Genomic DNA, 23,507 nt, shown 5'->3' with positions numbered 1-23,507 from the left:
ATCTCCGAACCAGATCACTAGGCATCCCCCAGCGCGTCCGCGACCATCGCCGCGAACTCGTCGGGGGTGGCGGTGCGTACGCCGAGATCTTCCGCCTTCGCGCGCTTCGAGCCCGCGTTCTCCCCCGCCACCAGCAACGCCGTACGCTTCGAAACGCTCGACGACGCCTTGCCGCCCGCGCGCTCGATGACCTCGTTCATCTGGTTGCGGCTCAGCTTCTCCAGGGGGCCGGTCATCGCACCGGTGACAACGACCGTCATGCCGTCGAGCGGCCCCGCGGACCGCTCGGCCACCTCCGCATCCTCCTCCACCGGAGGCGTCGCCCCCGGCTCCGTCATGTTCACCCCGGCCGCGACGAGCTTGGCGATCAGCGGCCCCAGTTCAGCCAGCTCAGCCACGATCACCGGCGCCTTCTCCACGCCGATGCCCTCCACCCGCTGCACCGCCTCCGCGTCCGCCGCCCGCAGGTGGTCCATCGTCGCGAAGTGCCGGGCGATACGGCGGGACATGGAGCGGCCCGTGCCCCGCACGCCGAGTGCTGCCAGGACTCGGGACAGCGGCCGGGTCCTCGCGAGCTCGATGCCGGCCAGCAGATTGTCCGCGCTGGTCTCCCCCATCCGGTCCAGCGTCAGGAGTTGCTCACGGGTGAGGGTGAAAAGGTCGGCGAAGTCGCTTACCAGGCCAGCGTCGACGAGCTGGACGACGCGCGTCGTGCCGAGGCCCTCGATGTCGAGCTGGTCGCGCCCGACGGCGTACGCGATGGACGCCACCACCCGGCAGTTGCGCCCCCGCACACAGCGCCAGCGCTGCTCGCTCGCGTCGATCTCCGAACCACACTGCGGGCAGGCCTCGGGGAAGGCGATCGGCTGCTCCTCCCCCGTCCGCAGATGGGCGACCGGCGCCTCGATGCGGGGAATGATGTCGCCGGCCTTGTAGACCATCACCTGGTCGCCCAGGCGCAGGTCGCGGCGGGTGATGTCGGCCGGGTTGTGCAGTGTGGCGTACGTGACCGTGGACCCGTCGATCTCCACCGGTTCGAGGACGGCGCGCGGCGCGATGATCCCGGTACGCCCGACGTTCCACTCCACGGCGACGAGCCGCGTGACCTTCTCGACGGCGGGGAGCTTGTACGCGATGGCCCAGCGCGGCGCACGCGAACCCGCCCCCGCCTCGCGCTGGTCCGCGGCCGAGTCGGCCTTGATGACGATCCCGTCGATACCGAACGGCAGCTCGGCGCGCAGGGCGGCGATCTCCTCGATCCGGGCCTGCACCTCGTCGGCCGTGGCCGCCGTACGCGGCGGCACTGCGGTGTCCGCCGCGGTGTGCACGCCGAGCGCGTCGACCCGCCGCAGGATGTCGCTGTGCGGCCACTGCGCGAGCCCTTCGCCGAGGTCGCCGGACCCGGGCAACGGCAGTGCGCCGTACGCGAAGAACGTCATCTCCACTGTGTACGGGCGTTCCTTGGCGCGCAGCGTGCCCGCCGCGCCGTTGCGCGGATTGGCGAACGGCTCGCCGCCGTGCTCCGTGCGCACCGCGTTCGCCTTCTCGAACTGCGCGGTTGTCATGAGGACTTCGCCGCGCACCTCGAAGGTGGCCGGCTCGGTCAGCTCGCCGGGCAGCCCGACGATGGTGCCCATCGCGTGCGAGACGTCCTCGCCCGCCGTGCCGTCCCCGCGCGTGATGAGCTGGACGAGCTTGCCGTGCCGGTAGCGGGCGGCGATGGCGAGGCCGTCGAGTTTGGGTTCGACGCTCCACTGCTCCACCGGCCGGCCGAGTCTGCGCTCCAGGGAGGCCGTCCAGGTGGCGAACTGCTCGGCGGAGAACACATTGTCCAGCGACAGCATCGCCACGGTGTGCGGCACGTCCCCGACCGCCGCGCCGCCGGCCACCTTCCCGGTCGGGGAGTCGGGCAGCACTTCGTCCGGGTGCGCCTGCTCGTACCCCTCGATCGCCCGCACCAGCCGGTCGTACGCGTCGTCGTCCAGGGCGCTGTCACCCTGGACGTAGTAGGCGGCGGCCGCGCGGGTCGCGGTCTCGACCGCCTCGGCGTATGCGGTGGTGTTTGCGAGAACGGCAGGTGTGTTCGTCATGCTCTTCATCCTGCCTCCCACCACTGACAACGCCCTTGAACGGCCAGTGACGACAAGTGGCGGCCGGTGGCGGCCGGTGGCGGCCGGGCGGTATCGCCTTCGTATCGAAGGACAGTCGGCCGTTCGTACCACTGGACCTTCTGTTAATCTGCCCGCTCCTGGATGTTCGTCCACCCGTCCGTCTCCCCCCAAGCGCCCAACCCCCGCAGGGTGCAGCGAGGTGTCTCGTCCGTGTACAGCACTCCGTTTTCCCCCGCAGAAGCCAGAGCCGCGCGCGCCCGGATGGGCCTGACCACGGCTCAGGTCGCCCATTCCATGGCAGCGTGCGGTGCCCCGGCCCATCCCGACCTGATCGCCGCCTGGGAGCAGGGCACCCACGTGCCGTCGGAGCCGCAGCTCTTCGCCCTGGCCGATGTCCTGTGGTGTACGTCGACCACGCTGATGGGCATCGAACCGCGCACGCTGGCCGAGCACCGGCTGGCCAAGCTGCTGAGCGTGGAGCGGCTGGCGTACCGCATCGGCATGGACGCGACCGAGTACCGGGCCGCGGAGGCGGCGCAGCGCTGGGACGGGGACCCACGCCAGACCAGGGCCCTGGTGGACGCATTGGGGCTCTCCCTGCGGAAGCTGATCGGGATCATGGGCCGGGTCGACGAGCTGGCCGGGCATCTGCGGACGGCCATCGACGGGCGCTGGAAGGTGCATGTCACACCGGTGGCGGAGATTGTCTGTGTCGACGAGACGCTGGTGGGCGACGCGCTGCGCGCGATGCACGCGGAGTTCGCGGCGTTCTCCGAGCGCTATATGGGCCACCTGGTGGCCCGGAACGACGATGCCCGCCTCAAGGAGATCGCGGCCGAGCGAGCCGCGTATCTGCGCCGGCTGGTCGACCATTTCTGGGAGCTGATCGGTGAGGCGGGCGACGTGCCGCCGTTCAACGCGGTGGGCCGCTGAACCGGCGACGTACGCCGGTTGTGGGCCGGTGAGGGCATGGACTGCCCCTCCCGGCCCACAACCGATGGCGCGGCTCAGCGTCCGGCGGCGGCGCCGACGTAGGGCTCCGCCGGGCCGTCGGTCTCCTCCATGTCGTCCCAGTCGATCTCCATCGCCTTGCGACGCGTGAAGACGTTGAAGAACAGGTTCAGCGTGATGGCGGTGAGGCCGCCCAGCGTGATGCCGCTGTCGAGGACCGCCTGTACGTCGTCCGGCAGCCGGTCGAAGAACGTCGGGACCGTGGTGGGCAGCAGGGCGGCGCCGAGGCTGACGGCGAGAATCAGTGCGTTGCGCTCCTCTCGCAGGTCCACCTTCCCCAGAATCTGGATGCCGACGGCGGCGACCATGCCGAACATCGAGATCGCCGCACCGCCGAGCACGGGGTGGGGAATCGCGGCGACCAGGCTGCCGGCCTTCGGCAGCAGGCCCAGGACGATCATGAAGACGCCGGCCGCGACGACGACGTACCGGCTCATGACTTTGGACATCCGTACCAGGCCGATGTTCTCGGCGAACGCCACGTACGGGAACGAGTTCAGAACGCCCCCGAGAACGGTCGCGACGCCGTCGGCCCGCAGCGCCCTGGCGACCGTGTCGCCGTCGACCTTCTTCCGGGTGATCTCCCCGATGGCGTATACGTCGCCGGTGGTCTCCACCATCGTGATCAGCATGACGACGGTCATGGCGATGATCGGAAGGAGTTCGAACTTCGGCATGCCGTAGTGGAACGGCGTACTGACGCCGAACCAGTCGGCCTGGGTCACCGCGCCGAAGTGCGCATCGCCGAAGAGCCAGGCGACGGTGGTGCCGAGGACGAGACCGAGGAGCACGGCGAGGCTGCTCAGGAACGGCTTGCCGACCCGGACCAGGGCCAGGATGAACAGGAGCGTGCCCAGCGCGTACGCGAGGTTCACCGGATCGCCGTACTCGGGCGTGCCGATCAGCTGCGAGCCGCCGGCCGCGTCCTGCAGGCCCACCGGGATCAGCGTGAGGCCGATGATGGTGAGGATCGTGCCGATGACGATGGGCGGGAAGTACTTCACCAGCTTGCTGAAGAACGGCGCGAAGAGGAACGTCGCTATGCCCGCCGTGATGACCGCGCCGTAGACGACGAGCAGTCCGGCGGTTCCGCCGCCCGCGCCGAGGCCGATGGCGATCATGGGAGATACGGCGGTGAACGTGACGCCCTGGACCAGAGGCAGCCTGGCGCCGACCTTCCAGATGCCGAGGGCCTGGATGATCGAGGCGACACCGCAGGTCAGCAGGTCGGCGTTGATCAGGTAGACGAGCTCCTCCTGGGACAGGCCCAGAGCGTTTCCGAGGAGGATCGGGACGATCACCGCTGCCGCGTAGAACGCGAGGACGTGCTGGAAGCCGTAGAGGGTGAGCTTGGGGAGGGGGAGCAAATGGTCGACCGGATGCACCTGCTGTCGGGCGGACTGCCGTGCTGACTGGCGGGCGGGCTGTCGGGAGACTCGTGCCATCTCTGCCTTGCCTTCGCGAGGTAGGTGAATGAGAGAAGACCGCCGCCGTCGAGTCCCGGATGGCGGGAGGGAGGGCGGATCGGCTCGTAAGGAAGCCGACGTCTGGCGGAGTTGCCGACACCACGTCGCCCTGCACTACACATTGCGTCCTGGATTGACAGGACTTCCTTCGATTGACACAGCAAAGCCCGGTTCACTCATGGGATCCGCAGGCGGTGTCGATCGGAGCGCTCACCTTAGAGCAACCTTGTCGTTCCTCGCGAGTAACCGGCGCACAGGCCGGGCGGCCGGCCGGCGAACGACGTCGCTTAGGCTCTCGGTGCCATGAAAAGCAACCCCGCGCGCCTGGAACCCAAGGCCGACAAAGACACCGTACGCAGGCACAACCTGAGCCTGGTGCTGCGCGCCGTCCACGACGGGGGCGAGGCGACGCGCGCCGGAGTCGCGGCCCGGGTGGGACTGACGCGGGCTGCCGTCTCCTCGCTGGTCGAGCAGTTGCTGGAGAGCGGATTCGTCACCGAGTCGGGGAAGACGTTCAGCGGGCAGGCGGGGCGGCCCGGCACCGTCCTGAAGGTGGCACGTACAGGCGTGGCGGGGCTGGGCGTCGAGGTCAATGTCGACTATGTGTCGGTATGCGTGACGGACCTGTCGGGAGACGACCGGGTACGGCTCACCGAGCACACCGACAACCGCGGCGACCGGCCCGCCGACGTGCTGGCACGCGCCGCCGCGATCGCGTCGCACGCCCTGGAGTCGGCGGCCGAACTCGACCTGCGGCCCGTCGGCGTACAACTGGCCCTGCCCGGTCTGGTGTCCGGCGGTACGGTCCGCCAGGCGCCCAACCTGGGGTGGAACGGGGTCGCGGCGCAGGACATCTTCGCGCGGGCGTTGGCGGAACGTTTGCCGGTCGGTTCGGACAACGAGGCGAATCTGGCCGCGCTGGCCGAGCTGTGGTTCGGCGACCTCGGCCGGGAGCGTACGTTCCTCTATCTCAGCGGCGAGATCGGCGTCGGCGGCGCGCTCGTCCTGGGCGGTGAACTGCTGCGCGGCGCGCACGGTTTCGCCGGCGAGATCGGGCATGTGGTGGTCGACCCGGACGGGCCCGAGTGCCGCTGCGGATCACGCGGCTGCCTGGAGCAGTACGCCGGCCAGCGGGCGGTGCTGCGGGCAGCGGGCATCGACGAGAACGCCGGGCTGCCGGGAATGGCGCAGCTCGAATCCCGGGCGCGCGCGGAGGACGCGCAGGCCGTCGCGGCGATTCGGCAGGCGGGCGCGAAGCTGGGGCTCGTACTGTCCGGCGCGGTGAACCTCCTGGATCCGGACACGGTGGTCCTCGGCGGGATCTACCGGACACTGATGCCGTGGCTGTCGCCACCCGCCGACCGGGAGCTGAGCCACCGCGTGGTGTCAGGCCTGTGGCTGGCCGGCAGCGGCCGGCTCCGCGCCTCGTCACTGACGGGGGACGCGGCGCGCGGCGGGGCGGCACTGGTCGTACGGGACGTACTGGCGGATCCGGTGGCGTACGCGTAGGTGCGGCCGGCCCCTCAACCGGAGGTGACGCCATGGGACGAGGCGAAGTCCGCGAGGGCCGTGAAGTCGTGCGTACGCAATCCGATCCGTGGATTGATGTGGTGGAGAAGGGCGGGGGCGTTGTGACCGACGGCCACATGCGCATGGTCGATGTCGCTCTGCTCGTCGTCGACCCAGGCGAAGGGCCGGCCCTTGGCGTACGCCACCAGCGGCTCCGTCTTCCAGTGAACCCCGTCCGGACGTTCTGCGAGCAAGGCATCACCGAAGTCGACGAACGGCAGTTCCGGCAGGCCGAGCGCGGGACCGATCCACCTGTTCGCGTCGCCCATCCAGGTAGTGGCCCAGCACAGCTCGTAGCCGAGACCGAGTAGTGCTGGTCCGTGTTCGGGGTTGAGCCACACCCGAAGGGGCTTCAGGCGAGTCCGCAGCCTTCCCGGCTCCCATGCGGCCCGGTTCTCCAAGGGAACCCGAAGGGTGATGTAGCCGTCGGGCCGCCTCTCCGGTTGGGCTGCGTACGGGTTGAGCGGTCCGTCCACGTCGAGGAACAACAGTGGTTGATTCACACAGTCTCCTCGTCGTAGGGGAAGCGGGCGAGCGAGGCCTCCCGCTGGAAGAACGTCTTGGCCCGGATCATCGCCCGCTCGTCGTTCCGCACCTGACCCGGCCTGGAACCGTTGCCGAACAGCACCCCGCCGAATCGCATCCGCAGGTACGCCGCCGTGTGGTTGAGGGTGGTGAGCAGCCCGTCGGCGACGACCTCGTCGTCGTGCGCCATGACCGTCACGCCCCACAGGGTCCGCCCCGCCATCCGCTCCTTGAAGTCCGAGCCGGGCACCGAGAGCCAGCCCGACCAGTAGTCGAGGTAGCGCTTGGTGTGCGCGGAGAGGGTGTACCAGTACAGGGGTGAGGCTATGACGATGTCGGTGGCCTCCAGCGTGGCCCTGCGCAGCATCTCCTCGCTCTCCCCGGCCGGCCAGCCGTCGGTCTCGTGCCTCCCGTCCTGGAAGTCGGGCAACGGCAGCTGGGCCAGGTCCACCCAGCGCTGCGGAACGCCGGCGGGCAACTGCTCGGCCGCTGCCCGCGCGAGGGTCTCGGTGTTGCCGTCGGGCCGGGAGCTGCCGAGGACGAAGAGGAACGAGCGGTCCGTGGCACGGGGCGTGTCGGTGGTCATGTCTGCTCCGGTCTCGGGCCCCCGGGCAGCGGCCGCCGAGTGGCGTGACGCCGGCCGCTGCCCGGGGGAGTCGGTGAGTTCCTCGCTTCCAACTCCCCCGTCCCCCGGGGATATTCCGACCGCTGACCCGATCCGTCAGGTGCCTTACGGGCGTACGCCCAGCAGGTGGTCCAGCGCCAGTTGGTCCAGTACCTCGAAGGCCATGCTCCGCTCGGCGGCCGCCGCAACGTCGAACTCCTCGTACGAGCCCCGGTCCGCGAGCAGCGCCGCGAGGCCGTCGTCGGCGGTCGGGCGGGCCAGGTCGTCGAGCCTGGAGGCGCGCAGGGCGTCCCGGACCGCCGGGTCGGCGCGGAAGCCCGCGGCGCGCTCCTTGAGGATCAGGTAGTTGCGCATGCAGCCTGCGGCGGAGGCCCACACTCCGTCCATGCCGTCGGTGCGTACGGGCTTGAAGTCGAAGTGCCGGGGGCCTTCGTAGCCGGCGGTCTCCAGCAGGTCGACGAGCCAGAAGGCCTGGCGCAGGTCGCCGGCGCCGAAGCGGAAGTCCTGGTCGTACTTGATGCCGGTCTGGCCGTTGAGGTCGATGTGGAAGAGCTTGCCCGCCCACAGGGCCTGGGCGATGCCGTGCGGGAAGTTGAGCCCGGCCATCTGCTCGTGACCCGTCTCGGGGTTCACACCGACCAATTCGGGGCGTTCCAGGCGCTCGATGAAGGCGAGCGCGTGGCCGATGGTGGGGAGCAGGATGTCGCCGCGCGGCTCGTTCGGCTTCGGTTCGATGGCGAAGCGCAGGTCGTAGCCCTGTTCGGTGACGTACTCACCGAGGAGGTCGAAGGCCTCCTTCATACGGTCGAGTGCTACGCGCACGTCCTTCGCGGCGCCGGACTCGGCGCCCTCCCGGCCGCCCCAGGCGACGTAGGTGGTGGCTCCGAGTTCGACGGCGAGGTCGATGTTGCGGACCGTCTTGCGCAGGGCGTAGCGGCGTACGTCGCGGTCGTTGGCGGTGAACGCGCCGTCCTTGAAGACCGGGTGGGTGAAGAGGTTGGTGGTGGCCATCGGCACCTTCATGCCGGTGGCGTCCAGTGCCTGGCGGAACCGCTTGACGCACGCCTCCCGCTCGGCGTCCGAGGAGCCGAAGGGGATGAGGTCATCGTCGTGGAAGGTGACGCCGTGCGCGCCCAGCTCGGCCAGGCGCTGGACGGACTCGACCGGGTCGAGGGCCGGGCGGGTCGCCGTACCGAACGGATCGACGCCCTGCCAGCCGACGGTCCACAGACCGAAAGTGAACTTGTCGTCGGGGGTGGGGGTGAAGCGCTCCGACATGTGACTCGGCCTCCATCGGGATTTGTTTGTTGACATGACTAATACTGCACGACCAATCTGTTCCGCAGAAGGCACGACGCCGAGGAAATGAGGAATCCCATGCCGCCGAGCACGGTCGTCATCGGTGTGGACAGTTCCACGCAGTCCACGAAAGCGGCGTTCGTCGACGCCACGAGCGGCCGGCTGCTGGCCCTGGGGCGCGCGCCGCACCGGGTCACGGGCGGGTCGGGTGCGCGCGAGAGTGACCCCGAGGTGTGGTGGCAGGCGCTGGGCGAGGCCGTGGCCGACGGACTGCGGGACTCGGGCGTAGCGGCTTCCGCCGTCGCCGGTATCGCGGTCGCGGGCCAGCAGCACGGCCTGGTCGTCCTCGACCGCGCGGGACGGCCCCTGCGCCCCGCCCTGCTGTGGAACGACACCCGTTCGGCCCCGCAGGCCGCCGCCCTCACCCGGGCGCTTGGCGGCCCGGCCGCGTGGACGGCGCGTACCGGATCGGTCCCTGTCGCCTCCATGACGGCCGCGAAGTGGCAGTGGCTGCGCGAGAACGAGCCGTACGCCGCCGAGTCGGCCGCCGCCGTACGCCTCCCCCACGACTTCCTCACCGAGCGGCTGGCCGGGGTGGCCGCGACCGACCCGGGCGACGCCTCGGGCACCTGCTGGTACTCCACCGCCACCGGCGCGTACGACGCCGAACTCCTCGGCCTGGTCGGCCTGGACGAGAAACTGCTGCCGCCCGTCGCCCCGACTGGCGCCACCCGCATCGGCTCCCTCACCCGGGCGGCGGCCGCGCTGCTCAGCCTGCCCGCCGGGATCGCTGTCGCGGCGGGTACGGGCGACAACATGGCCGCAGCGGTGGGGCTCGGGCTGGGCGGCGCCGGACTCCTGGACCACCCGGTGCTCAGCCTGGGCACCTCCGGCACGGTGTTCGCGGCGACCCGCACGCGGCCGGCGTCGGCCGCGCTGGCCGGTTTCGCCGCCGCCGACGGTACGTATCTGCCGCTCGCCTGCACCTTGAACTGCACACTGGCCGTCGACAAGGTCGCGGCCCTGCTGGGCCTGGACCGCGACGACGCGGCGCCGGGCGGTGAGGCGGTGCTTCTCCCGTACCTCGACGGGGAACGCACCCCCGACCTGCCCGCCGCCTCCGGCCTCCTGACCGGCCTGCGCCACGACACCACCCCGCAGCAGGTCCTGGGCGCGGCGTACGAGGGCGCGGCGGTGACGGTGCTGCGGGCCCTCGACGAGGTACTCCTCGCGTGCGGCCTGGATCCCGCCGACCCCGCGATCGCGTCGCGTCCGCTGCGGCTGGTCGGGGGCGGGGCGCGGGGGCGTACGTGGGTGGAGACGGTACGCCGCCTCTCCGGCCGCCCGCTGCTGATCCCCGAAGCGGGCGAGTTGGTCGCACTGGGGGCGGCGGCGCTTGCCGCGGGGGCGGCGGGCCGGGCGGACGCGGTGACGGTTTCCACCGGCTGGGGCGTGAGTGGGGGCACGGATGTCCCGCCGATGGAACGCGACTTGGCCACTTGGCACCGCGTCACGTCGGTACTCGACGGCCTCACGCCCGGCGGATCCCCCGGCTAGGGCGGACGGACCCCGCGGGGCTTGTTCCGCCGGACGGGCTGGAAATCCAGCCCGTCCGGCGTTTGAGGACACGCCCGCAGGGCGTCAGTGTTGTCTGGGGGCTGGGGGCTTGCCCCCAGTTTCGGGAAGGGGCGGGTAGGGGAAAGCGCCGCAGGCACCCGCACCCGCACCCGCACCCGCACCCGCACGCCGCCCCCAACCCACCGCCGCGTCAGACCTTTCGGGCCACGCCCGTGTAGCCCGGGATCGGGTCGTCGCCCGCGACCGGTACCACTTCGCCCAGCTCCGGCCGCCAGTCCGCGGCCAATGAGACTCCCGGGTCGACGAGCTCGAGGCCGGTGAAGAACTCGGCGAACTCCTCGCGCGAGCGCGGCCGCAGGGTGAGCCCCTTGGCGGCGTACAGCGCGGCCGCCTTCGCCGCGCCCTCCGGGTCGAAGTCCCCGGTGACGTGGGACAGGACGAGGTAGCTGCCGGACGCCAGCCGGTCCATCAGCCGGTTCACCAGCGCCTGCGCACCGTCCTCGTCGCCCACGAAGTGCAGCAGCGCGACAAGCGAGAGCGCGACCGGCTTCGTGAAGTCGAGCGTCTTGCCGGCCCGCTCCAGGATGACGTCGGGTTCACGGGCGTCCGCCTGGATGTACTCGGTGGCACCCTCCGGCGTGGAGCGCAGCAGTGCCTCCGCGTGAGCGAGCACGATCGGGTCGTTGTCGCAGTACACGATGCGCGCGTCGGGAGCGGTCCGCTGGGCGATCTGATGAAGGTTCGGCTCGGTCGGTATGCCCGTACCGATGTCGAGGAACTGTAATACGCCGTTCTCGGCGAGCCAGCGCGTGGCACGGTGCATGAACGCCCGATTGACGCGCGCCATGTCGCGCCCCCGGGAGTCGAGGGTGAGGAGCTGGCGCGCCATCTCCTCGTCGACCGGGTAGTTGTCCTTGCCGCCCAGAAACCAGTCGTACATGCGCGCCGGGTGCGGCTTGCTGGTGTCGATCTCGACGGCGGGGTGGTCTTGCCCGGTCATACGGCGCTCCATGGGTCGCGGGTGAACGGTGAACGGTGAGCTGTGAACGTGGCTCAGGTGAGGAGGAAGTCCGCCTGGCCGGCCTTCGCTCCCCGGATGAAGGCGGCGATCTCGCCGGGCGTGTAGATGAGCGCGGGACCTTCGGGATCGGCGGACTGGCGGACGGCGACCCTGCCGTCCGCCAGCTTCATCGCTTCGATGCAGTTGCCGCCATTGCCGCCGCTCCACGGCTTGTACCAGCCCTCGGCGGGCAGGTCATTCGCGGGCATGCCGTTGTATATCCGGTCCATCTCATAGCTCCTTGCGGAGATTTTTGAGGATCTCCTTTGTGCGTTGTGCAGTCGCGGCCTGAGCCGCCATGCGGTCCATGACCTCGAGGTGGGCCGCCACCTCGGGGCGCGCGTCGAGATAGACGGCGCCGGTCAGGTACTCGCTGTAGACCATGTCCGGGAGTTCCGGTACGGCGAAGCGGAAGAGGACGAACGGGCCGTAGGTCCCGGGGTGGTGCCCCGTCGCGAACTCGACGACCTGCAGGGTGACATTCGGCATTTCGGCGGCCTCCAGGAGACGGTCGATCTGCTCCCCCAGCACATCCGGGCTGCCGACCGGCCGGCGCAGTACCGTCTCGTCCATGACGACCCAGAACTTCGGGGCGTCGGGGCGGGTGAGGAGGCTCTGGCGCTCCATGCGCAGGGCGACATGCCGCTCGATGGCGTCGGCGGCCCCGGCACTGGTCTGGCCGATGGCTCCGCCGCGCATGATGGCGCGGGCGTAACTCTCGGTCTGCAGAAGACCCGGCACGAACTGCGGCTCGTACGCCCTGATGAGCGACGCGGCGCCCTCCAGGCTGACGTACATGCTGAACCAGTCGGGCAGGATGCCGTGGAACCGCTGCCACCAGCCGGGCTTGTTCGCCTCCTCGGCCAGCTCGACGAAGGAGTCGATGTCGTGCGCCGAGTGCCCGTACGCCTGCAGCAGGAGCTGCACGTAGGGGATCTTGAGCGCGACCTCGGCCGTCTCCATCCTGCGGATGGTGGCCGGCGTGACGCGGAGGACCTTGGCGGCCTGTTCGCGGCTCAGGCCGGCTCTCTCGCGCAGGTCCAGCAGGCGCTTCCCGAGAACGACCTGACCCACCGTCGGGGCGGACCTCGGTTCACTCACTTCAGACCTCCCCATGGGCTGTTGCGAGCAGTGTGCCACGCGGTCGCGACCAAAGAAACGACACTCTGAAATTTTCATAGTGACCCTTGCCAAGTGTCGCATTCAGAGGGAGAGTTGGGTTGTGAACCAGTTCACGCGGATGCCGCGCACTGCCCACCGAGGGGGAAGCAGCTGCCCGGCGCTGCCCCCACCGTGAGGAAACGCTCGTGGCACCAGGCACTGCGCTCGTCCCCCAGCTCATGGACCGATGCCGTGGAACGGCCATACGGCGGTACGGGTTCGAGCTGCCGGCACGAGCGGAATTCGTCGCTGCCGCCAGGCGCCTGACCAGGCAACAGCTGGCGCAGTGGGGCGTCGGCGAGGATGCCTGTGACACGGCCGCACTGATCGTCTCCGAACTGTTCACCAATGCCGTACTGCACACCGCGAGCGAACAGGTCGTCTGCGAACTGCGTGACAGTGACGGCCGCTTGCGTGTCGCCGTGAAGGACCAGGGACTGCGCCCCACCGGCCCGCAACTGCGCCAGGCCGGCGACGAGGAACACGGGCGCGGGCTGCAACTCGTCGACACCCTGAGCAGCTTCTGGGGAACGCGCGATGCGGCGGACGGTCCCGGGCGCATCGTCTGGGCGGAGCTTCCTTGCTGAGGTCCGTGATGACCAGCCTGCCGGCGGGGCGACTGTCGCGCGCCCGGCGGCAAGGGAGCGGCGTACAGAGCGTCGATCAGGACGGCGGGCAGGGCAACGGACGGGTCCGTCTGCCCGTGCCGCCCGGGCTGTCGGCGCCGCTCGGCTGTGACGCGGTGGGGCTTCCCGCGCGGCACGGGTTCCGGATGATGGCGCATCTGTCCCGGCCGGGGTGCGTCTTCGCCGACGCCGACTGGTGGTGGTGGATCGTGCCGGCCGAGTCGGACCTGGGACTCGTCTGGCCGCAGCCCGCCCGTTACGTCCCCGGGGCGTACGTACCCGCGACGCGTCCGCGCCTGATTCACTCACCGGAAGGCGGCGCGCCGTACACACCGCCGATTCCGCTCTACCTGATGGTCTGCCGGGTCGCGGGCACCGCTCCGGCGTGGTCCACTGTGCCGCGTCAGGGGTCCTGACCCGCTTCCGCGCGAACAGCCGTTCCAGTTTCGCACCCTGGACAACGCACGGCGGGCCGCGAGTCAATTCCCTGAGTGCCGGTTCTGGCATGCCCAGCTCAGGGGAGGAATCTCCGCGCCATGAACAGACCCACGTTACGCAGACACACCAAGCACGCCACCAAGCACACCACCCTGCACGCCGCCCTGACCGCCGTCACCGCCGTCGCCGTCGCGATCGGAACGGTTCTCGCCTCGGGGCCGCCCGCCGCCGCCGAGCCCACGCCCCCGCCCGGGACCGCGACCGTCGAGGCGGGCAGAACGCCCGTCGTCACGTGGGCCGCCAGCACGGACCGGCTGTCCACCGCAGGCGCCGCCCCTGAGCGTACGTACCGGCTCGTCGTACGCACCAGCGCGGGCGGCAGCGGGCTGCGCGTCCGGCTCTCCAACGCGTTCGGCACCCAGCCGGTGACCTTCGGCCGCGCGTACGCCGGTCTGCGGTCCACCGGCGCCGCGCTGGTGCCGGGCACCAATCGGCCACTGTCCTTCGCCGGATCGCCGTCGGTGACCGTCCCGCCCGGCGGATCGGTCTACAGCGACCCGCTGCCCGGCACCGTACGGCCGCAGTCCGACCTGGCCGTCAGCCTGTACGTACAGAGCGCGGGCGGCGCCGCGACCGGCCACAAGATGGCCCTGCAGACGTCGTACATCGCACCCGTCGGCGACCACGCCGCCGACGACTCCGCCGCGCCCTACACCCAGAAGATCACCTCGTGGTTCTACCTCGACGCCGTGACCGTGGGCGCCCGGCGCGGCACGGGCGCCGTGGCCACGCTCGGCGACTCGATCACCGACGGTGCGATCTCCACCCGCGACACCAACCGCCGCTGGCCGGACTTCCTGGCCCGCAGGCTGGACGCGGACCCCGGCTCGCGCGTCAAGGGCGTTGCCAACGAGGGCATCTCGGGCAATAAGGTCCTCAAGGACGGCTCCGGCGAGAGCGCGCTCAAGCGCCTCGACCGGGACGTGCTCTCGCAGCACGGCGTGCGCACCATGGTGCTGCTCGAAGGGGTCAACGACATCAAGGCCGTCCCCGCGCCGACAGCCGCCGAACTGATCGCCGGCTACCGGCAGATCGTCGACAGGTCGCACGCTGCCGGCGTGTGCGTCGTCGGGGCGACGGTCATGCCGTACGAGGGCTGGCGGGAGTGGACGCCGGCAGGAGAGGCCGTACGGCAGGAGGTCAATGCTTTCATCCGTGACAGCGGCGCGTTCGACGCGGTCGTCGACTTCGACAAGGCGGTCATGGACCCGGCCGCGCCGACCCGTATCCTTCCGGCGTACAACAGCGGCGACCATCTGCACCCCAACGACCTGGGGATGCGGACGATGGCGGACACGGTCGATCTGAAGAGCCTGCGCTGTTCCAGGCGTTAGACCACTGGTGATTGGGGGCGTTCGCACCGGGGGAGGGTCGTGATCATGACACAGACCCTCGCCGCCGCGCGCCGCCCCGTCCGGCAGCTGCTCGCGGCCTCTGTCGGCAATGCCGTGGAGTGGTACGACTGGTACGCGTACACCTTCCTCGCGACCTATATCGCCGGCCAGATATTTCCCAGGGGCTCCGGGAATTCCCTCGTCCCCCTGCTCTCCACCTTCGCCGTCTTCGCCGTCGGCTTCTTCATGCGGCCGGTCGGCGGGCTGTTGATGGGCGCCGTGGCGGACCGGCGCGGGCGGCGTGCCGCGCTCACCGTCACCATTCTCCTGATGGGCGGCAGCAGTCTGCTGGTCGGCCTGACACCGACGTACGCTTCCGCGGGTGTCCTCGCTCCCGTGGTGCTGGTCGTCGCGCGCCTGCTCCAGGGACTGTCCGTGGGTGGTGAGTTCGCCGCTTCGACCACCTTCCTGGTCGAGTCCGCCGGCCCGGGCCGGCGGGGTCTCTTCTCGAGCTTCCAGTACGTGTCCACGACGGCGGGGCAGCTCGCCGTGTCCGGGATCGCCGCCGCGCTCGTCGCGGGCCTCAGTGAAGGGGCGATGGAGGGGTGGGGGTGGCGCGTTCCGTTCGTCGTGGGCGCGGCGCTCAGCCTCGTCGGGTTCTGGATCCGGCGCGGAGCCGAGGAGACGCTCGCCACCGAGGACGGGCACAAGCCGCGCCCGGGGCTCTTCGACGCCCTGCGGCACCACCCGCGCCAGTCGCTGCTGATCTGCGGCATCACGGCGGGCGGCACCATCGCGTACTACACCTGGACGTCCTATCTGCCGACGTACGCCGAACTCAACGCGGGCATCGCGAAGTCCGACGCACTGCTCGCCGGCACCATCTCGCTGGCCTTCTTCGCGCTGCTCCAGCCGGTCGGCGGGCTGCTGTCCGACCGTTACGGGCGCAAGCCGCTGCTGCTGTTCTTCGGTATCGGGTTCGCGCTGCTGAGCGTGCCGCTGCTGCGCTCCATCAACGGTTCGTTCACATCGCTGCTGCTGGTGCAGTGCGCCGGAATGGTCCTGCTCACCGGTTTCACCTCGATCTCGGCGGCGGTCAACGCGGAGATCTTCCCGGCCAGGGTCCGCGCCGCCGGCATCGGTTTCCCGTACTCCCTCACGGTCGCGCTCTTCGGCGGTACGGCGCCCTATGTGGGCACGCTGTTCAAGGAGCTGGGCCGCCCGGGGCTGTTCCCGTGGTACGTCGCAGCCCTCTGCCTGGTGTCCACGGCGGTGTACTCGCGGCTTCCCGAGAGCGCGCACAAGGAGCTGGAGCGCTGATCCCGGGAACGGTCTTTGAACGTTCCCGGGAACGTTCTTCAAAGCGTCCCGGGAACGTTCAATAGGCGTTCCCGGGCACGCTCTTCAGCCGTTCCTCAGAGCGAACGCAGCGCTCCCCGGGCACGCTTGACCAGTCCGTCGGCGCTGCACTGCTCGGCGAGGGCCAGACCCCGGGTCAGCTCGCCCTCGGACCGCGCTGCGATGCCGTACTCGACGCGTGCCAGGGCGTGCTCGTACGCACAGGGGGACCCTTCGAGGAACGCGACCGCCTTCGCCAGCAGCTCCACCGCCTTTTCACCCTCCTCCAGGGCAGCCGCACAGCGCAGTGATTCCCCGATGGCGGTATCCGTGCCGAAGCGCTCCGCGCGGTCCCGCACATAGGCGGCGAGGGCGGCGGCGCGACCCGGGTCGTCGGCGGCCACCGCCTGGGCGAGATCGCTCGCCCAGGGGGCCATGACACCGTTGTGCCGACCGCGCGCGGTCAACGCCTCTCCCGCGGCTTCGAGTTCGACGACGGCTTCCTTGGTGCGGCCCTGGGCGAGCAGCAGCCTTCCGCGTACGCACTGCGCGTCGGGAATGACGATCGACGACGGATACGGCGGCGCGAACTCGTGGCGGTCGGCCGCCTCCTGGGCGGCGTCGACCCTGCCCCGTGCGAGCAGCGTGTCGATGAGCATGCAGGCTGCGTCCCAGTGAATGGGCAGGCCGTTACCGACGCGCTCGGCGAGGCGCAGGCTCTCGCGCAGATACATCTCCGCCTGGGCGAGCCTGCCGCGCCTGCGTTGCAAGTAGCCGACGAGGGCGTGGGCGAAGGCGAGATGGCCGCCGCTCCAGCCGGAGATCTCGAAGGCGCGCAGTGCCTCGTCGAAGAGGCGCTCGGCCCGGTCGAGCCGGTCCGCGAAGGCGTACGTGAGGCCGAGCAGCGCCGGCGGCTCGAAGCCCCAGGCGGTGTTGGTCCAGCCGAGGCCGGGCGCGAGCCTGCCGTCCACCAGGGCGCGGTCGGAGATCTGCACGATCTCCTCTGCGCTTTCCCCGCGTGCGGTTCCGTCGAAAGCCCTGAGTATGAGCAGCGCGCGTTCGGAGTTGTCGCGGCCCTGAAGGCCGTCGGTCATCGCGGCGAGGCGCCGGGAGCGGCCGGGCCCGTCGTCCTCGACCGCCTGGACGCCCTCCCACAGGAAGTACACGGCCTGGAGCCGCATCCGGTCCGGGCCGGGGGCGGTCCTGGCGACCTCGGCGGCCACGACCTGCGCCGCTTCCCGTGTCTGGTTGTTGTGGGTGAGTGCCTGGGACAGCCGGAAGACCGCGTCCACACGCTGAGCGGCGTCCAGGCCCGGCATGCCGAGGGCGGCCCGCAGGTGGCCCACCGTGGTGGCGGGCGAGGTCAGGAGGGTGGCGCAGCCCAGTTCGTACAGCACCGAAGCATGCTCTTGCGGCAGCGGAGGCTCCTTGACGGCGCGCTCCAGACAGCGCCTCGCGGCGTCCGGAGCACCGACGGCGAGGTGCTCGGACGCGGCTTCGCGCAGCTGGGCCACCAGTTCCGGGTCGTCGTCCGGGTGGACTTCGAGGAGGTGCCTGGCGGCGGCCGCCGCGCCCCTGCCCGCCTGCGTGACGGCCCAGGCGGCCTGGCCGTGCATAGCGGTGCGGGTGGCCGGTGGAATGGCACGGTAGACGGCGCCCGCGATGAGCGGGTGGACGAACTCCATCGGGTCCATGCCCGCGAGGATGCGTGCCGCGCGCAGCCGTTCGGCGCAGTCGGCTGCATTTGCCCGCCCCAGCCCGGCGAGCGATGCGGCCAGGTCCAGCGAAATCTCCGTGCCGAGAATGGCGGCCGCCCAGGCGAACCTGGTGGTGGCGGTGCCCAGTTCTTCGAGCCGGGCGATCAGGCCGGTGCCGCGCGCGGACGCGCCGAGGGCGCGCAGGGCGCCCGCGGAACCCTCGACGGGGTCCAGACGTTCGTCGCACACCTTGGCGATGAGCTCCACGGTCTCGTAAAGGTTGCCGCCGGTGACGGCCCACACCTCACGGCAGAACGGATCGTCCGCGTGCTCGCCGAGGGCGGCCCGTGCGAGGTTCGCCACGGCGTCGGGGGTGAGCGCCCGCAGGGAGACGCAATGCCGGGCGGCGGCTTCCATCGCGCGGATGAACTCCGCGGTGTCGCCGGTGGGTTCCTCGGTGCGGTACGCGATGACGACGAGCACGGGAAGGTCCTCGCGCTGGACGAACGACGCCAGCCAGCCGAGCGTCTCCAGGTCGCTCCAGTGCGCGTCGTCGACGATCAGGACCAGCGGCCGGTGCGCGGCTGCCAGGCGCAGAAGCAGGGCGTCCAGGCCGTCACGGACGCCCTGGGGGTCGGCCCGGCCGTCGGGCGGCGCCACGCCGAGCGCGGGGCCGATGATCTCGTACCCGTCGCCGAGCAGCTCCCTGGCGTCCACCGCGCCGGGCAGCGCGATCGCGGGCTGCAGGAGTTGCCGTACGACGTGGAAGGGGACGGAGGTGACGGTCGCGCCACCTCGCGCGGACCACACCGCGCACCGTCCCTCGGCGAGTCGCCGAATCTCGGACAGCAGCGCTGTCTTGCCCAGGCCGGCCTCGCCGCTGAAGACGAGAACTCCACCGGCAGGCACGTCCGCGCACAGCGCTTCGACGGCGTGTGCGGCGGCGGCGAGTTCCGTCTCGCGTTCCAGCAGCGGGACGGTGACCGGGTGCTCCGGGCCGGACACCATCATCCCTCCCCAAAACCTTGGCGGATCTCGAGCGTAGCTGGGCAGGGCGGCGGGTGGAATCTATCCGCGCACTTTGGTCCGGTACGAGTGAACGACCGTTACCTGGTGCTCCGTCACTGGTCCGCCCGGATTCCGGATTCTGGGCCTCCGGTCAGTGTGCGGTCGGTCCGGGTCGTATACAACCGGCACAGAAAGACCACCGCCACGGAGATGCCCCTCCTCCCGCGCGTTCCCGCGCGTGTCAATGGGTCTGCCGCTCGTCACCCGGCTCGTACACGCGGCGGACGCTCGTGCCGAGGCGTGACAGGTCCGCGCCGTACACATGCAGGGAAATCGCCACGTCCGTGCCCGCGTTCCACACCCGGTGGATGTCACTGGGCGGTGCGAACCCGCACACCGTTCCCTGCGGGTTGACGATGTCGGCCGTGGGGACCAGCCGCGCCGCGGTGCCGTCACAGGACGGGACGAGCCGGTAGCGCCGCTCGTGTTCGGCGCCCGCGTGGACGCCGGTCGTGCACCACGCCACATGGTCGTGCACCGGAGTGCGCTGGCCGGGCAGCCAGACGAGTGCGACGACCGAGAAGCTCCCGTCACGCTCCGCGTGCAGCAGATGCTGGCGGTAGCGCTCCGGATCGCTCGCGCGCTGCCCCGCGGTGAGCAGGTCGTCGGCGCCGAGGTGCGGCGCGAGCCGCTCGCCGACGAGGTACGCCGTCGGGTCGGGCGGCAGGCCGAGGCCGACGGCCTCGCGGACTTCGGAGATCAGGACGGCGAGGCGGGCGGTCGTACGCCCTGCCGTGACTGAGGGAGCTGAGGTCACTGCGGTCGAAAAAGCCGAAGAGGTCATACCCGCACCCTCGCGGCGCCCGGCCCGCGACGTCCAAGGAGGGCTTGTGCGGCATCGGCCAAGCTCCGCTTATGAATTGGGGGCGTTGTCAGCAGCCGATCTTGTTCTCCGCGACCGCCTTGAGCTCTCCGAGGACCAGCGACGTGGCCGGAATCCGCAGGTGCTCGCGCAGGACGTACGCCGAAATCTGCCGCCGGGACGCCGGCTGCAACGCACGCCCCGCCACTTTCGGGTGGCGGAGGAAGTCGAGCACCAGGCCCGGCATCATGGCGACGCCGAGCCCCTCCGCGACAAGACTCTGCACCACAAGGTTGTCGTCCGTGGTGAAGGCGATGTCGGGCGCGAAGCCCTGTTCGGCGCACTCGTGCAGGAAGTGGACGCGGCAGCGCGGGCAGCCCGCGATCCAGCGCTCGTCCGCGCAGTCGGCCAGCCGCACGGCACGGCGCCGCGCCAGCGGGTGACCGGTTGGCAGCAGCACCAGCAACTGGTCTTCCATCAGCGGTACTTCCATCACCTCGTCCGGTACGTCTTCGCGCAGCCCCGGATAGGTGAAGGCGAGCGTAATGTCGCATTCACCGCTCACCAGGCGCCGCAGCGACTCGGGCGGCTCGTCCTCCAGGAGTTCCACGCCGATCCCCGGGTGGCCGACGGCCAGCAGGGCCATGGCCTCGGGGACGAGGGTGGCGTTGGCGCTGGGGAAGGCGCAGACGCGCACGCGCCCGGCGCGCAGCCGGGTGAGGGAGCTCACCTGCTGCCGCGCGGCGGACATGTCGTCGAGGATGACGGTCGCGTGCCGCGACAGTGTCTCCCCGGCTTCGGTCAGCCGCAGGCCGCGCCCGAAGCGGGTGAACAAGGGCGTACCGACGTCGCGTTCGAGCGCCTTCATCTGCTGGGTGATCGCGGGTTGCGTGTATCCGAGGGCGCGGGCGGCCGCGGAGTAGGAGCCGGTCCTGACCACTTCATGGAATGTCTTGATGTGCCGCGTATCGAACACCCGTGGAGCATAAGCAGAATTTGGGATGCGCGAACATCACTTCTTCGGCCGTGATGGACGGCCAAATCGACTCAGTCGGTGACGTGGACGGTGATGCGTATGCGGCTGGGGCCCGGGTGTCCGGTGGTGCGGATTTCGGCGTCGCCCGGGCGGACCGCCCGGACCTCCCATTCACGGAAGCCCGGGTCGGTTTCGTAGTCGACCGGTACGAGCACCACGGCGGCGCCGCCGCCTTCGACCGCGGGGGACGTCCAGCGCCGGCGGCTGTCGAGCCGGAGGTGCGCCGTTACGCCGCTGCTGAGGGTCACCGTGCGGCCGCTGTCGTCCTCGGTGAGGACGAGCGACGAGGCGGACGGAACTGGCGACGACGGCAGCGACGAGGACGGCTGCGAGGGCGACGGCTGTGACGGCGACGGCGACGGCAGCTCGGCCGTCCTGGAGGGCGAGGGACGGGCAGTCGCGGTGGTCGGGGCAGTCGCGGCGGTCGTGGCGGCCGTGGTCCTGCCACCGCCGGACGGCTCGGGCAGGTCCGTGCACGCGGCTGCCGCCACCCCCAGGATCAGGGTGACGGCAGCCGCGCGGAACGGGCGTACCCGCGTCAGAACTCGTGTCATACGAGCGGGACGTTGATGCACGTCAAAATCTTCGCCTGCGCGGCGAGTTCCTTCCGTGTCGTATCCGGGTCGAGCCGTACCTTCTCAGCCTGCTGGACCGCCTCCAGGAACGGCGTGTCCGCCTTCAGGTCACCATCAGTGTCGACCTTTTCGCCCGCTTCGAAGGACCCGTTCGCGAAGTTCAGCCAGGCAGCCAGCAGTTGGCGGTCGAAGGCACGCTTCGGGTCGAGCAGGGCGAGGAAGAGCGTGTCCGCCGCCTTCTCCCGCGTGGACACGTCGACGGTCTCGGAGAAGACCGCACTGGCGTGCTGCACGGTCTTCACATAGCAGTCGAGCCGCTCCTTCCCGAGTCCCGTCAGATCCCCGGTCAGGTACTTGACGTACCAGACGTCGGCCAGGAGCGACAAATGCGCGTTCCCCTGAACGATCACCGGCACGCGATCGGACGCGGTGCCGCCGTCGTCGTCACGGGCGGTGAAGGACACGCCGTACAGGCACGGCTTGTCGTACGTGTGCCCCTGCGCGTCGGTCACATCACGCGGCTGGACGCTCGGGCTGCGGGCCGGGTCAGGGTCCGGCGGGTTGACGAGCGAAGTGGTCGAGGTGGCGGGCGTACCATCGCCCCACGCCCACGTCATGGTCTCGTCGTCGCTCCCGGGATCGCTCACGCGCGCGTCGAAGGTGCGCTCCTTCCCCGCATGTACGACGATCGTCCGACCTCCGGCCAGTTCGACCGCTCCCGACGTGTCGATCGCGGCGGTCGGATCCACGTTCGCGACGGTGATCTCGGCGTCGCGGCACGTGGACGTGTCGTCGTCGCTTCCGCAGACCTTCACAGTGAAGGTGCCGTTGTCGCCGAACACCAGCTCCTTGCTGAAGCTGAGCGTCGCATCAGGCCGTCCGTTCTCCAACTTCCCGCCCAGCGGTACGGGCTTGCCGTCACCGGGGTCGATGGTGGCGGTGAGCGGGTCCAGCCAGCCGGGGTCGGTGACCGTGCCCGTGGCCATGAGCCTGCCGCCCTCCTCACGCGGGCCGGCGACCGTGAAGCTGATAGCGGGCGCGACATTGGTGACGGTCACGGTCGCGGTGTCGGTACTCGATCCGGCGGCGTTCCCGACCCGCAGCCCGACCGTGTACGTACCGTCCTGCCCGACCCGGTCGAAGAGCGGGGAGGCCCCTGTCGCGTCGTCGTACGCTCCGTCGCCGTCGAAGTCCCAGGCGTACGAGCCGCCGCCACCCGGACTCGTGCTGCCGCTCGCGTCCAGCCGTACGTCGGCGCCTTCCTCGGTGGTGTACGGGCCGCCCGCGTCGGCGGTCGGCCGGCAGCTCGCGGGGTAGTCGGTCGCCGGGTGCACCTCGCGCTGGCTGGGCGAGGTGGCGCTCGCGCCCATACCGCGCGCGGCGAAGGCGCCCCACAGCAGGCACTGGTTCGCACTGCCGTAGTTGGCGCGGTCGGCGGCGAGGATGCCGTCGCGGGCGTCCAGGAAGTCCGGCGTGGACGGCGTCAGCTTCATCCCGTCGACCATCAGCTGCTCGTGCCGCTGCTTGCCCGTCGCGCTGCCGTGCGCGCCGACGAGCGCGCTGCGCACGTCCCACATCGTGCTGGCCCAGATCTCACCGTCCTGGTGGACGGAACACGTGCCGTCGTCGCAGAGGTCGGCGTACGTGAGCGGGCTGTTGTTGTACGCGAAGCGGCGAATGCCGGTGGCGGAGCCGTTGCTATACTCGCCGTACACCGGGTCGTTCCACATCGTCGTGGCGACCGCGTCGCTCCAGCCCTCGCCGAGCGCTCCGGTCTGCACACCGCCGCCCAGGTCGCCGCCACCGACGAGCCGGTGGGACAGCCCGTGGCTGTACTCGTGCGCGACGGTGTCGCCGTTCATTCCGCGGTGGGTGTTGAGCTGCCCGCAGGAGGTGCGGCCGACGAAGAGCCGCATGGTGGGGTTCTGGCCGTCGGGCGGGGTGCCGAAGTTGGCGTTGCAGGCGCTCGACCCGTTGGCGTTGTAGTCGACGTACACCTGCACGCGGTCCCCGCCGGCGCCGCCGTTCCCGAGGTTGTCCTCCTGGAAATTGCCGGAAGCCTCGTCGAAACCGAGCCCGTACAGGAAGTCGTGCAAGCGGTTCGTGTATTGAAGTGCTCTCCCGGCTG

General features: G+C 70.6%; 20 protein-coding genes. 7 read left to right on the top strand and 13 right to left on the bottom strand.

Annotated elements, in window-relative coordinates; genetic code table 11:
- Positions 1–17 precede the first annotated feature (17 nt).
- The gene (gene ligA / locus J7E89_RS09640; RefSeq protein WP_214971135.1) at positions 18–2,099 is read right to left on the bottom strand and encodes an NAD-dependent DNA ligase LigA; all 2,082 of its coding nucleotides are present in this window, start codon (positions 2,097–2,099) and stop codon (positions 18–20) included.
- 222 nt (positions 2,100–2,321) lie between these two features.
- Here ligA and J7E89_RS09635 point away from each other — a divergent pair, with 222 nt between their 5' ends.
- Positions 2,322–3,044 carry a transcriptional regulator gene (locus J7E89_RS09635; protein WP_214971132.1) on the top strand — a complete coding sequence of 241 codons (723 nt, stop codon included), beginning with the start codon at positions 2,322–2,324 and terminating at the stop codon, positions 3,042–3,044.
- Between the two features lie 74 nt (positions 3,045–3,118).
- Here the strand turns inward: J7E89_RS09635 and J7E89_RS09630 are convergent, their stop codons facing one another.
- Positions 3,119–4,567 (bottom strand): nucleobase:cation symporter-2 family protein, encoded by a 1,449-nt coding sequence (locus J7E89_RS09630; RefSeq protein ID WP_214971129.1) that lies wholly within the window; start codon positions 4,565–4,567, stop codon positions 3,119–3,121.
- 324 nt (positions 4,568–4,891) lie between these two features.
- On the opposite strand from J7E89_RS09630, the gene J7E89_RS09625 reads away from it, so the two are divergent.
- Complete coding sequence (locus J7E89_RS09625; protein ID WP_214971126.1) at positions 4,892–6,097, top strand: ROK family transcriptional regulator; 1,206 nt, start codon at positions 4,892–4,894, stop codon at positions 6,095–6,097.
- A gap of 14 nt (positions 6,098–6,111) precedes the next feature.
- Here J7E89_RS09625 and J7E89_RS09620 read toward each other — a convergent pair whose 3' ends face one another.
- The 3 genes from J7E89_RS09620 to xylA all read right to left on the bottom strand — a co-directional run bounded on the left by J7E89_RS09620 (position 6,112) and on the right by xylA (position 8,585).
- Complete coding sequence (locus J7E89_RS09620; RefSeq protein ID WP_214971123.1) at positions 6,112–6,660, bottom strand: hypothetical protein; 549 nt, start codon at positions 6,658–6,660, stop codon at positions 6,112–6,114.
- Positions 6,657–7,268 carry a flavodoxin family protein gene (locus tag J7E89_RS09615; RefSeq protein ID WP_214971120.1) on the bottom strand — a complete coding sequence of 204 codons (612 nt, stop codon included), beginning with the start codon at positions 7,266–7,268 and terminating at the stop codon, positions 6,657–6,659. The genes J7E89_RS09620 and J7E89_RS09615 overlap by 4 nt, the downstream gene beginning before the upstream one ends.
- Positions 7,269–7,412: 144 nt before the next feature.
- Positions 7,413–8,585: a xylose isomerase gene (gene xylA / locus J7E89_RS09610; RefSeq protein ID WP_214971117.1), complete on the bottom strand. Its 1,173-nt coding sequence runs from the start codon at positions 8,583–8,585 to the stop codon at positions 7,413–7,415.
- A gap of 99 nt (positions 8,586–8,684) precedes the next feature.
- On the opposite strand from xylA, the gene xylB reads away from it, so the two are divergent.
- Complete coding sequence (xylB, locus tag J7E89_RS09605) at positions 8,685–10,163, top strand: xylulokinase (RefSeq protein ID WP_214971115.1); 1,479 nt, start codon at positions 8,685–8,687, stop codon at positions 10,161–10,163.
- Positions 10,164–10,374: 211 nt separating this feature from the next.
- Here the strand turns inward: xylB and J7E89_RS09600 are convergent, their stop codons facing one another.
- From J7E89_RS09600 to J7E89_RS09590, 3 genes are read right to left on the bottom strand one after another with little or no spacing between them, the layout of a single operon-like run.
- The gene (locus J7E89_RS09600; protein ID WP_214971112.1) at positions 10,375–11,184 is read right to left on the bottom strand and encodes an SAM-dependent methyltransferase; all 810 of its coding nucleotides are present in this window, start codon (positions 11,182–11,184) and stop codon (positions 10,375–10,377) included.
- A 53-nt stretch (positions 11,185–11,237) separates the two neighbouring features.
- Positions 11,238–11,474 carry a DUF397 domain-containing protein gene (locus J7E89_RS09595; protein ID WP_214971109.1) on the bottom strand — a complete coding sequence of 79 codons (237 nt, stop codon included), beginning with the start codon at positions 11,472–11,474 and terminating at the stop codon, positions 11,238–11,240.
- Position 11,475: 1 nt separating this feature from the next.
- Positions 11,476–12,345 (bottom strand): helix-turn-helix transcriptional regulator, encoded by an 870-nt coding sequence (locus J7E89_RS09590; RefSeq protein ID WP_214971106.1) that lies wholly within the window; start codon positions 12,343–12,345, stop codon positions 11,476–11,478.
- A 206-nt stretch (positions 12,346–12,551) separates the two neighbouring features.
- On the opposite strand from J7E89_RS09590, the gene J7E89_RS09585 reads away from it, so the two are divergent.
- The 4 genes from J7E89_RS09585 (at position 12,552) to J7E89_RS09570 (ending at position 16,183) form a co-directional block, all read left to right on the top strand.
- Positions 12,552–12,992, top strand: coding sequence for an ATP-binding protein (locus J7E89_RS09585; RefSeq protein ID WP_214971103.1), 441 nt, complete (start codon positions 12,552–12,554; stop codon positions 12,990–12,992).
- A gap of 8 nt (positions 12,993–13,000) precedes the next feature.
- Positions 13,001–13,447: a hypothetical protein gene (locus tag J7E89_RS09580; protein WP_251060331.1), complete on the top strand. Its 447-nt coding sequence runs from the start codon at positions 13,001–13,003 to the stop codon at positions 13,445–13,447.
- A gap of 120 nt (positions 13,448–13,567) precedes the next feature.
- Complete coding sequence (locus J7E89_RS09575; RefSeq protein ID WP_214971100.1) at positions 13,568–14,863, top strand: SGNH/GDSL hydrolase family protein; 1,296 nt, start codon at positions 13,568–13,570, stop codon at positions 14,861–14,863.
- A gap of 45 nt (positions 14,864–14,908) precedes the next feature.
- Positions 14,909–16,183 (top strand): MFS transporter, encoded by a 1,275-nt coding sequence (locus tag J7E89_RS09570; protein ID WP_214971097.1) that lies wholly within the window; start codon positions 14,909–14,911, stop codon positions 16,181–16,183.
- Positions 16,184–16,278: 95 nt separating this feature from the next.
- Here the strand turns inward: J7E89_RS09570 and J7E89_RS09565 are convergent, their stop codons facing one another.
- The 5 genes from J7E89_RS09565 to J7E89_RS09545 form a co-directional block, all read right to left on the bottom strand.
- Entirely contained in the window at positions 16,279–18,909 is a 2,631-nt protein-coding gene (locus J7E89_RS09565) for an AAA family ATPase (protein WP_251060330.1), read from the bottom strand.
- A gap of 238 nt (positions 18,910–19,147) precedes the next feature.
- On the bottom strand, positions 19,148–19,750 hold the full coding sequence (locus J7E89_RS09560) for a cysteine dioxygenase family protein (RefSeq protein ID WP_214971094.1): 603 nt from the start codon (positions 19,748–19,750) through the stop codon (positions 19,148–19,150).
- Positions 19,751–19,838: 88 nt separating this feature from the next.
- Positions 19,839–20,744: a LysR family transcriptional regulator gene (locus J7E89_RS09555; protein WP_214971091.1), complete on the bottom strand. Its 906-nt coding sequence runs from the start codon at positions 20,742–20,744 to the stop codon at positions 19,839–19,841.
- Positions 20,745–20,815: 71 nt separating this feature from the next.
- The gene (locus tag J7E89_RS09550; RefSeq protein ID WP_214971088.1) at positions 20,816–21,358 is read right to left on the bottom strand and encodes a hypothetical protein; all 543 of its coding nucleotides are present in this window, start codon (positions 21,356–21,358) and stop codon (positions 20,816–20,818) included.
- Positions 21,355–23,507, bottom strand: a 2,153-nt coding sequence (locus tag J7E89_RS09545) for a M36 family metallopeptidase (RefSeq protein ID WP_214971086.1), incomplete at its 5' end; no start/stop codon positions are given. The genes J7E89_RS09545 and J7E89_RS09550, both read right to left, overlap by 4 nt.

The sequence above is a fragment of the Streptomyces sp. ISL-100 genome (assembly GCF_018614615.1).
GTDB lineage: Bacteria > Actinomycetota > Actinomycetes > Streptomycetales > Streptomycetaceae > Streptomyces.
Note: the sequence above shows the minus strand (reverse complement) of the source record. Positions and strands in the feature narration are given on the sequence as shown.